The sequence below is a fragment of the Pseudomonas sp. GXM4 genome (assembly GCF_008923895.1).
Lineage (GTDB): Bacteria > Pseudomonadota > Gammaproteobacteria > Pseudomonadales > Pseudomonadaceae > Aquipseudomonas > Aquipseudomonas atacamensis.
The window spans coordinates 1-8,193 of record NZ_WBRZ01000243.1 but is presented as its reverse complement, the minus strand read 5'-3'; the positions used below and the strand labels follow the sequence as shown (position 1 = coordinate 8,193).

Here is an 8,193-nt window from a genome sequence, read left to right as displayed (position 1 = left end):
AGTCGACCGCGTGCTTTCGGGGGGAGCGAGCCTGCTCGCGAAGAACGATAACGCGGTTTCAGCTCTGCGGATCCACCCGATCCAGCGCTCGATTCACCGCCAGCTCGGCCAGCATGACAATCTGCTGAATCGCCAACGCCGTGCTGCGCTGAAACCCGCTCAACTCGCCAGCGAAATTACTCGCCATCGCACTCGCTGACGCCAGCGACTCACAGGCATGCGCCAACAAGCTTTCGGTATCAACATTGGGCACCACCATGAACAGCGTGCTGGGCGGGTGCGGTTTTGCAGGTTCGGGGCAGAGATAGAAATCGAGCGCGCGTTTTATCGCTTCGCGGTTTTTCACAAGATCGTCGGCGCGCATGGCGTCTTCGAGCGGGGTGGCGGGGGATGGGGGTGGGTCTGGGATCAGTTTGTCCATGACAACTCCTACTTGGCTGTGACGCCCTCTTCTGTCGTTTCCACACGACAAAAGGTGGCAGCTGTACGCAGGGTGGAAAACCGATAAGTAGGCAACCGGCCAGACCAAAGTCTGCCCACGCACAGCCGCCGCGACACAGTTTGCAGACGAACGAACACGCCGACAACGATTACGGTAGCAATGCAAAGCAACTACTTGAATTTCAGGTTTCCACACCTGGCCGCTGAGTTGTCAGCGACAGCCAGAGACTAGTGACCCGACGTCCGACGGACAACCTGAAAACCTTGTGGGAAGGTTCTGGCAAATCAGACACAGATTTAAACAATCAAAATCAAAAGCACCCTCACCCTAGCCCTCTCCCAGAGGGAGAGGGGACCGATCGAGTTGTTTGGGCGAAGTACACCGACCTGAAATACCGAGTTGAATACAGATTTTGAAGCAGATCAAAAGCACCCTCACCCTAGCCCTCTCCCAGAGGAGAGGGGACCGACCGAGTTGTTTGGGTCAGGTATGCCGACCTGAGATACCGAGTCGAATGCAAATTTTGAACAACCCGCAAATCGGCTCCCTCTCCCTCGGGAGAGGGCTGGGGTGAGGGGCGAATCCAGCGCAAAACAAAAGCCAGACACCGCATGCTTTTCACCGCTCAAAACAATGAGCGCAAGCTCGAGTAGCTTTTGATCTTGATCTGGGAGCCCGTCGGCAGGCTGAGTGGAGGGATTGATCCGGGCGTGGGAGCGCAGCGACCGTCTGGCGCAGCCAGACACAGCGCAAGGAGGTGCAGCGAAGCAAACCGGAGCCGCTGCGCCAGGATCGATCCCGGAGCGAAGGAACCCCGAGCCCCAGCGAGCGGGCCGAACGTCAGGGCGAAGACCTTTTGGTTCCTTTGAGCTGGGCCGGCATTCCGGCGTTTGCCAAAAGGGACTCGCCGTAAGGGCGAAACCGCCAGCCGCAACACCCGAAGAAACGGATATTCACCCCAACCACCCAAAGCATGGTCGGCCCAAAGGCCGCCAAGTCAATGCGCCGTAACCCGCTGCCGCCCCGCCGAACTACCAGGAGAAAGCGCCAAAGCCAACTGCGTCCGATTATGCATATGCGTCAACCGCAACACCTGCGACACATACAACTTCACCGTGTTCTCGGTAATCCCCAACTCACAGGCAATCTGATAATTGGTCTGCCCCTTGCCCACCAACCGCGCCACATCCAACTGCCTGGGCGACAATTGACTGAACACCGCCGGCATCTCCACGGACTCAGGCTCACCATCACTCACCACTGGCACGGGCGAGCGCCGCACCTTGTCCAGATCCTGATAAAGGTCATCAATCGACTCGGACAAAAACTGCAACTTCTGATTCAAATGCCCCAGATGCAGATTCTTCTGCCGTTCCTGCAAAGCCAGTTCCTGGCGCTGCACACCCTCAAGCAACTCTGCCAGATCGATCGGCTTCTGATAGTAATCGGCAATCCCCGCACGCAACGCCTTGATCACATCCTGCTTGTCAGCGCGCCCGGTGAGCATGATCGCCTCGAACACCCGCTGCTTGCCGGCCAGCCGCTGCAACGCCTGGATCAACTCGATGCCGTCCATGTCCGGCATGTGCAAATCACTCAGCACCAGACCGATGTCCGGGTCCGCCCTGAACAGCTCGATGGCTTCAAGACTCGAGTCGCACGGCACGCAACGGTAGCCACTGCTCTCGAGAAACTCACAGAGTTCTTCGACGATCAGCGGCTGATCATCGACCACGAGGATTTTTACCGAATTAGGCTTGTTCACGAACCACTCCATTTGCTCGGCCAACGCTGACGGTTCCTGCACTTTGGTGGCGTATTCGCCTGAATTGAAAGTAGACCCACTTTCCGACTATGTACATAGGACTAGTGGCACCCCGCGATCAGGTGATCCAGTACAGCGAAAGCACTACACCTACCCACACGAACGGCGCAAATGGCAGCTTTTTTGACTTGTCCGGGGCCAGATGACGCACATGCTCTCTAACTCCTTGAGCCATATGAGGCCAGACTTTTGGCGCGAGCAGCAGCCACAGCACGCTGGCCACGCCCGCGCCGATAAACGCGCCAAGAACGAATACGCCGTTCGTCGCAAGAGCCAGGGCTGTCATTAATTTCACATCGCCGGCGCCCATGCGGCCCAAGAAATAACCCGGCAGCGTCAGCAGCAGAGCGATCAGGCAGGCCCAGCCGCCCTGACCCGTGTCGGCGCCCAACCAAGTAGTGCCAGTCGCCAACAACCAGACCAACGCCAGCGCACCTACGCCCAAGGTCAACATGTTGGAAATTCGCCGCTGCCGGGCATCTTGGGCGGCGCAGATCGCCAGCCAGATCAGAACAAGGGAAATCTGCATCCGCTGAAAGCCGTCCGTTTTGCCTGATTGATTCTATGCTGATACTACGCAGTGACTGTCAGGGTAGACGCACGCATGAAAAACGGCTTTCGCAGGTCGCAAAAAGGTGCGGTGGCGATCGAATTCGCCTTGGTGTTCATCATCTTTTTCGCAGTGTTTTACGGGCTGGTCAGCTACGGCCTGCCCTTCGTGATGATGCAATCGTTCAACCAGGCCACTGCCGAGGCGGTGCGCCGCAGCGTTGCGGTCGACCCGACCACGCCGAACTATTCGACGGTGGTGGTCAACACCGCCAATGCCGCGCTGACCCAGCAACTGCAATGGCTGCCCTCCGCCTTGAATCTGGTGGTCGGCACCGACACCAGTGCGGCATACGACGCGGGGACTGGCACCCTGACCGTCAGCGTCAATTACCCGGTGAGCAAGCTCAATCAGATCATGCCGTTTCTGGTGCTGCCCGGGATCGGCACGGTGCCCAATCTGCCGACGCACCTGACCGCCCGCTCGAGCCTGCAATTTTGACCGCCGGCGATAAGCTTTTCGGGCGCTTGCTCAAGCGCGCCCCCGTCGCAGCCCACGACTTGCCGGACCACCTCGGCGCGCCGCCGATCGGCCTGCATTTTTATCTGAATGGCAACGGCGATGTATTGCAGATCGCCGGCCCGCTGCGGCATTTGCTCGCCCAGCACAAACCCCAGGGTCAGCCGCTGCCGCTCAGCGCCTATCTGCTGCCGCATAGCCTGTTGACCATCGAAGGTCAGCCCAGAGACTGGCAGGGGCAACTCCTCGATCTCGACTTTTCCGGGCTCAATGGTCAGACCCTGCACCTTCGCGGCTGGGTGCAGCCACTAAACGATGGCTGGCAACTGCAGATGCTCGACATCGCCGACCTGTTGCTCGAACGTCAGCAAGCGCGCGACCGCGACGCCTGCCAGGCCCTCGCCGCGCAAGTCAGCGATCGTCTGCGCACCTGCAGCCTGACGCGTTTGCCGATGGTGCTCGGCGAACAATTGCAGGCCATCGCCCAGCGCTGGCACATCCCCTGCCTCGCCGTGGCGCTGCTCGATGAACAGGCCCAGGGCTGGCAGATTCATCAACAGTTTCGTGGCCACGACGCCCCGCAACTGTGGGAGGACGGCCAGCCATTGGGCACGCCGCTGGACAGCCTCAACGGCAGCGCGCCGCAACGCCTCGCCGGCCCGCAGGGCCGCTATGAACATTCGCGATTGCAGGCCACGTTCGGCAACGCCAACGGTTTCGCCGTGCCCTACAGCAATGACCAGGGCGTGGTCGCGTGGCTGCTCTGCGGGTTTTATACGGTCGACAACGTGGCGCCATGGCTGACCGATCGCGACTGGCTGACCTTGGCCGGTGCGCTGGCCGGACCGCTGCTCAGCCGCTTGCGCGAGCAGCGCCATGTGCAATCGATGGAGCGTCTTGATTCCCTGCAAAACCTGCTCGGCACCGGCTGGTGGGAAATCAGTGCCGAAGAGCAGATTGCGCTGGCGCCGACGCTGGCCTCGGCACTGAATCTCAGCGATCGCCTGCTGCCGGTAGAGGACTGGCTGTCGCTGTTTCATCCCGCCGACCGCGATGAATTGCGCAGCCGTTTGCGCGCCCTGCAATGGCAGGGCGAAGCGCTGACCCTGAGCGTGCGTCTACACCACGCGGAGGCCGGCGCAGCAGTGACGTGGTATCGGATTCAGGGCCAGGTCAGCGGCAAGGGCGAACATCGGCGTCTGGTCGGATTCATGCTCGACATCAGCGACATCCAGAATCAACAACAGCGCGCCGCCGCCGCCCATGCGCGGCTGGATAATCTGATTGCCAGTTCACCGGCGGTGATCTACGTGCAGCGCTATGCAGAAGGCGCGCTGATCCCGGCGTTTTTCAGCGCCAGCCTGCAACCCTTGCTGGGCTGGACGCTGGAAGATTGCGACACGACAGCGCTGGTCGAGCGCGTGCATCCCGACGACCGCGAACTGTATTTCCAGCGCAACCGCCAGTTGCTGCGCGAAGGCTCGGTGCGTGCGCGTTATCGCCTGCGCGACAACCGTGGCGAGTATCACTGGCTGCTCGATGAAGCGAAACTGCTGCGCAACGATCTCGGGTTGCCGGTCGAGGCGGTGGGCCTGTGGCTGGACGTCACCGACGCGACGCTTGCCGCCGAGCAGGTGCGGCAAAGCGAAGAGCGTTACCGGATTCTGGTCGAGGACTCGCCGGCGATGATCTGCCGCTATCGCCCGGACCTGACGCTGATCTTTGGCAACCGACCGTTGGCGACTTATCTGGAATGCACCCCGGAACAACTGCCCGGGGTTGATCTGGGTGGGTGGATGTCCGACGAACAGCGCGCAGCGTTCGTTCAGCGCTTGAGCCAACTGACGCCGCAACAGCCAGTGAGTACAGCGGAAATCAGCCTGCAATTGCCCGGACGCGAACACGCCTGGTGGGTGTGGTCAGATCGCGGCGTGTTCGACGAGCGCGGCCAGTTGATCGAAGTGCAAGCGGTGGGCCGCGACAACACCGAGGTGCGCCGCTCGCAACAACAACTCACCCAAAGCGCGAAAATGGCCACCCTCGGCGAAATGGCCACCGGCCTCGCCCACGAAATCAACCAGCCGCTCAACGTGATGCGCATGGCCATCGTCAACGTGCTCAAGCGCCTCGGCAACGGTGATGTACAGGTCGATTATCTGACCGACAAACTCAACCGCATCGACGCTCAGGTTCAACGCGCGGCTAAGGTGGTCGACCACATGCGTGGGTTCGGTCGCCGCTCGGAAATCGAACAACAATTGTTCAACCCGGCCCAAGCCATCGAAGGCACCTTGTCACTGCTGGCCGAGGGCATGCGCGGTAAAGGTGTCGATTTGCGCATCAGCGAGACTGCTTTCGAGGCGCAGGTGCGCGGCTACGTCGATCAGCTGGAGCAGGTGCTGATCAACCTGATGGTCAACGCCCGTGACGCCCTGCTCGGCAAGCGCGAGCACCACCCGGCATTCAAACCGTGGATTTCGATCTACGCCGAGCGTGACGAGGAAAGCGTGCGGCTGTGGGTCGAGGACAATGGCGGCGGTATCGATCCGCGTTTGCTGGAGCGGATCTTCGAGCCGTTCTTCACCACCAAACCGATTGGCGTCGGCACCGGCCTGGGCCTGTCGGTGAGCTACGGCATCATCGCCAACATGGGCGGCCAGTTGAGCGTGCGCAACTCCACGGAGGGCGCACGGTTCTGCATCGAATTGCCGATTGCCACGGATGATCAGATCACCAGATAGGCCTTGCCGGTCTGCCCGCAGGTCATGTTGGCGCCCACCTCTGTATCCATCAGGTTGATGCCCAGGCCTTTGAGCAGATTATTCAACAACGGGTCGAGCAAGGGACTGATCAAACCGGTGATCACTGGCAACAAGCGGTTGCTGACGTCGCTGATCAACGAAGCCACCCCAGTGACGATAGCGCCCAGCGGATTGCTGCCCACGGGTTTGTAGACGATCAGGTTGATGCCCGACAGGGTGTTCGCCAGGCTGCCGACGATGTTGCTGGTCGGCGCGGCCGGTAGCACGCTGGGCGGCAGTTTCAGATTGGCCGGGGTGGCGAAGGGTGTGGCGCTGGAGAACAGCAGATTCTGCATAGACTGCGCGACGCTGGTGTCGAGTTTGATGGCGATGCCGCCCGCGCCGTACTGGACGCGGGAGGCGGCATCGCAACTGCCGATGCCGAGAATCCTGTGGCAGGTGATGATGCCGAGATCGACCAGCGGCAGCGGCGCCACCGTTGGTTCGGCGACTGAAGAGAACGCCGCGACAGGATCGATCTTGCCGAGTTTGAGATCTGCCAGAGAGGTTGTTGTGGCGGCAGTCAGGCTTTTGCTGCCGCTGTCGTCGGTCGGGCAGCGGTAATCGGTGACATAGCTTTTCGCCCCGCCGGCATCCAGCGCGATGTCGATCTGCGGTGAGGGCAGCAGCTTCGGATCGAGCTGTTGGCAGCCGGCACCCAACAGGCAGAACACTGAATTGATTGTGTCCACCAGATTCAGGCTCAACAGCGCATTGAGCGTCGGCGTTAGCATACCGACCAGCCCTGATACCGCGTTCGTCAGCCCTACGACTCCCGTCAACACCGGCAGATTCACCGACAGCAGCGTGCGCACCTGCGCGGTGCGCACATAAATTCGGTCCGGTCCCAACGGATCGGCCTTGGCCCGCGCCGGATCACCAATCGCCGAGAACTGCGGCGGCTCGATCACCTTCACCCGCACCGTGACACCGGCCAGCCCCAGCACGTTGACCGGCAAGGTCGCCGCCACCGCGCTCTTGCTGTTGGCCAGTTGCACCACGCCCTGCACCAGTTGCAGCAATTGCAGGTTGGCATCCAGCCCCGCCGCCGTGGTGCCGGTTTGCAGTTGCAGGATCTCGCCGGGTCTGACCGGCGCCGCATTGATGGCGGCGGCCTGCAACTGGCCCAGCGCGGTGACCACTTGCGCGGTCGCGCCGTTGAGTTGCACTACCGTCGCTGCGGCCTGAATCAACTGCGTCACCGTCGCTTGGGTATTGAGCAACTGCGTGTAATTGCCAGCACCGACGTTGAGGTCGATGGCCAGTTGATCGAGGTATTTGAGCAGGTTGATATCGGTGTGCAGCAAGCCGTCCCAGCCCACCGCCGTGAGGTTGACGTTGCCGCCGAGCAACCCGGAAAAGAGCGGATTGAGGATGTTCGACTGCGCCGTGTCGATGCTGGCGAGGGTGCTGCGAATATTCAGTTGGGCGACGGTCGGCTGCGGTTTGGCCGCGACTGCCGAAGCATTGAGCGTGGTATTGAGGCTGACCGGCGTGGCACTGAACAGCGCCTGCACACCGCCAGCAAAACTGCTGGTGACCGTACGACTGGCAGCGACTTTGACTGCGCTTGATTGCGTGGCATCGACGGTGAAACTGCGCAAACCGCTGGCAGCGGTGGCCAGTGTGCCGCAGGTGGTCGCGAGTGTATTGGCGGCGTCCACCACGTAACCGTTGCGCAGCGCACTTTGCCCGGCATAACTGGCGGCGGTCAGCCCGGGCAGGCAATTGCCGCCGCGACTGACCGCTTCGAGGGCGGCGGTATCGACGACCCGCTGCAATTTGCGCTGTTCCATGTACAAGCGACCGCTGTCGACCACCAGCAACATCATCACCAGCGCCAGACTCAGGGTGGCAGCCGCCATCAAGCCGATCGCCCCGCGTTGCCGGGCCGGGCCGTTGCCTTGCGATCCTCGCGACATGGCGCACTCCTTTGCCGGCGCAGTGCCGAGCGCTACCTCCGTTGGTGAAAATGAGTGTAGACGCGGCTGCCGACAATGCGCTGTTGGCATGGCAAACCACCGTAGGAGCTGCCGAAGGCTGCGATCTTTTGATC

The 8,193-nt window shown here is 61.3% G+C and carries 6 protein-coding genes; 2 read left to right on the top strand and 4 right to left on the bottom strand.

Going from position 1 to position 8,193, the window contains the following annotated elements; all coding sequences use genetic code 11:
- Positions 1-58: 58 nt before the first annotated feature.
- From F8N49_RS22375 to F8N49_RS22365, 3 genes are all read right to left on the bottom strand, one after another.
- Positions 59-421 (bottom strand): DUF6124 family protein, encoded by a 363-nt coding sequence (locus F8N49_RS22375; RefSeq protein WP_122707826.1) that lies wholly within the window; start codon positions 419-421, stop codon positions 59-61.
- 1,018 nt (positions 422-1,439) lie between these two features.
- Positions 1,440-2,219: a response regulator transcription factor gene (locus F8N49_RS22370; RefSeq protein WP_166554736.1), complete on the bottom strand. Its 780-nt coding sequence runs from the start codon at positions 2,217-2,219 to the stop codon at positions 1,440-1,442.
- 106 nt (positions 2,220-2,325) lie between these two features.
- Positions 2,326-2,796 carry a prepilin peptidase gene (locus F8N49_RS22365; protein ID WP_122751743.1) on the bottom strand — a complete coding sequence of 157 codons (471 nt, stop codon included), beginning with the start codon at positions 2,794-2,796 and terminating at the stop codon, positions 2,326-2,328.
- 75 nt (positions 2,797-2,871) lie between these two features.
- Here F8N49_RS22365 and F8N49_RS22360 point away from each other — a divergent pair, with 75 nt between their 5' ends.
- Positions 2,872-3,318, top strand: coding sequence for a TadE/TadG family type IV pilus assembly protein (locus F8N49_RS22360; protein WP_024011435.1), 447 nt, complete (start codon positions 2,872-2,874; stop codon positions 3,316-3,318).
- On the top strand, positions 3,315-6,077 hold the full coding sequence (locus tag F8N49_RS22355; RefSeq protein ID WP_151552639.1) for a PAS domain-containing protein: 2,763 nt from the start codon (positions 3,315-3,317) through the stop codon (positions 6,075-6,077). The genes F8N49_RS22360 and F8N49_RS22355 overlap by 4 nt, the downstream gene beginning before the upstream one ends.
- Here F8N49_RS22355 and F8N49_RS22350 read toward each other — a convergent pair.
- Positions 6,062-8,059: a pilus assembly protein TadG-related protein gene (locus F8N49_RS22350; protein ID WP_151552637.1), complete on the bottom strand. Its 1,998-nt coding sequence runs from the start codon at positions 8,057-8,059 to the stop codon at positions 6,062-6,064. The genes F8N49_RS22355 and F8N49_RS22350 overlap by 16 nt on opposite strands.
- Between the last annotated feature and the right edge of the window lie 134 nt (positions 8,060-8,193).

Excerpts from the sequence above, each read along its gene's own strand:
- F8N49_RS22375 (WP_122707826.1), bottom strand. The coding sequence starts at position 421 with ATGGACAAACTGATCCCAGACCCACCCCCATCCCCCGCCACCCCGCTC.
- F8N49_RS22370 (WP_166554736.1), bottom strand. The coding sequence starts at position 2,219 with ATGGAGTGGTTCGTGAACAAGCCTAATTCGGTAAAAATCCTCGTGGTC.
- F8N49_RS22365 (WP_122751743.1), bottom strand. The coding sequence starts at position 2,796 with ATGCAGATTTCCCTTGTTCTGATCTGGCTGGCGATCTGCGCCGCCCAA.
- F8N49_RS22360 (WP_024011435.1), top strand. The coding sequence starts at position 2,872 with ATGAAAAACGGCTTTCGCAGGTCGCAAAAAGGTGCGGTGGCGATCGAA.
- F8N49_RS22350 (WP_151552637.1), bottom strand. The coding sequence starts at position 8,059 with ATGTCGCGAGGATCGCAAGGCAACGGCCCGGCCCGGCAACGCGGGGCG.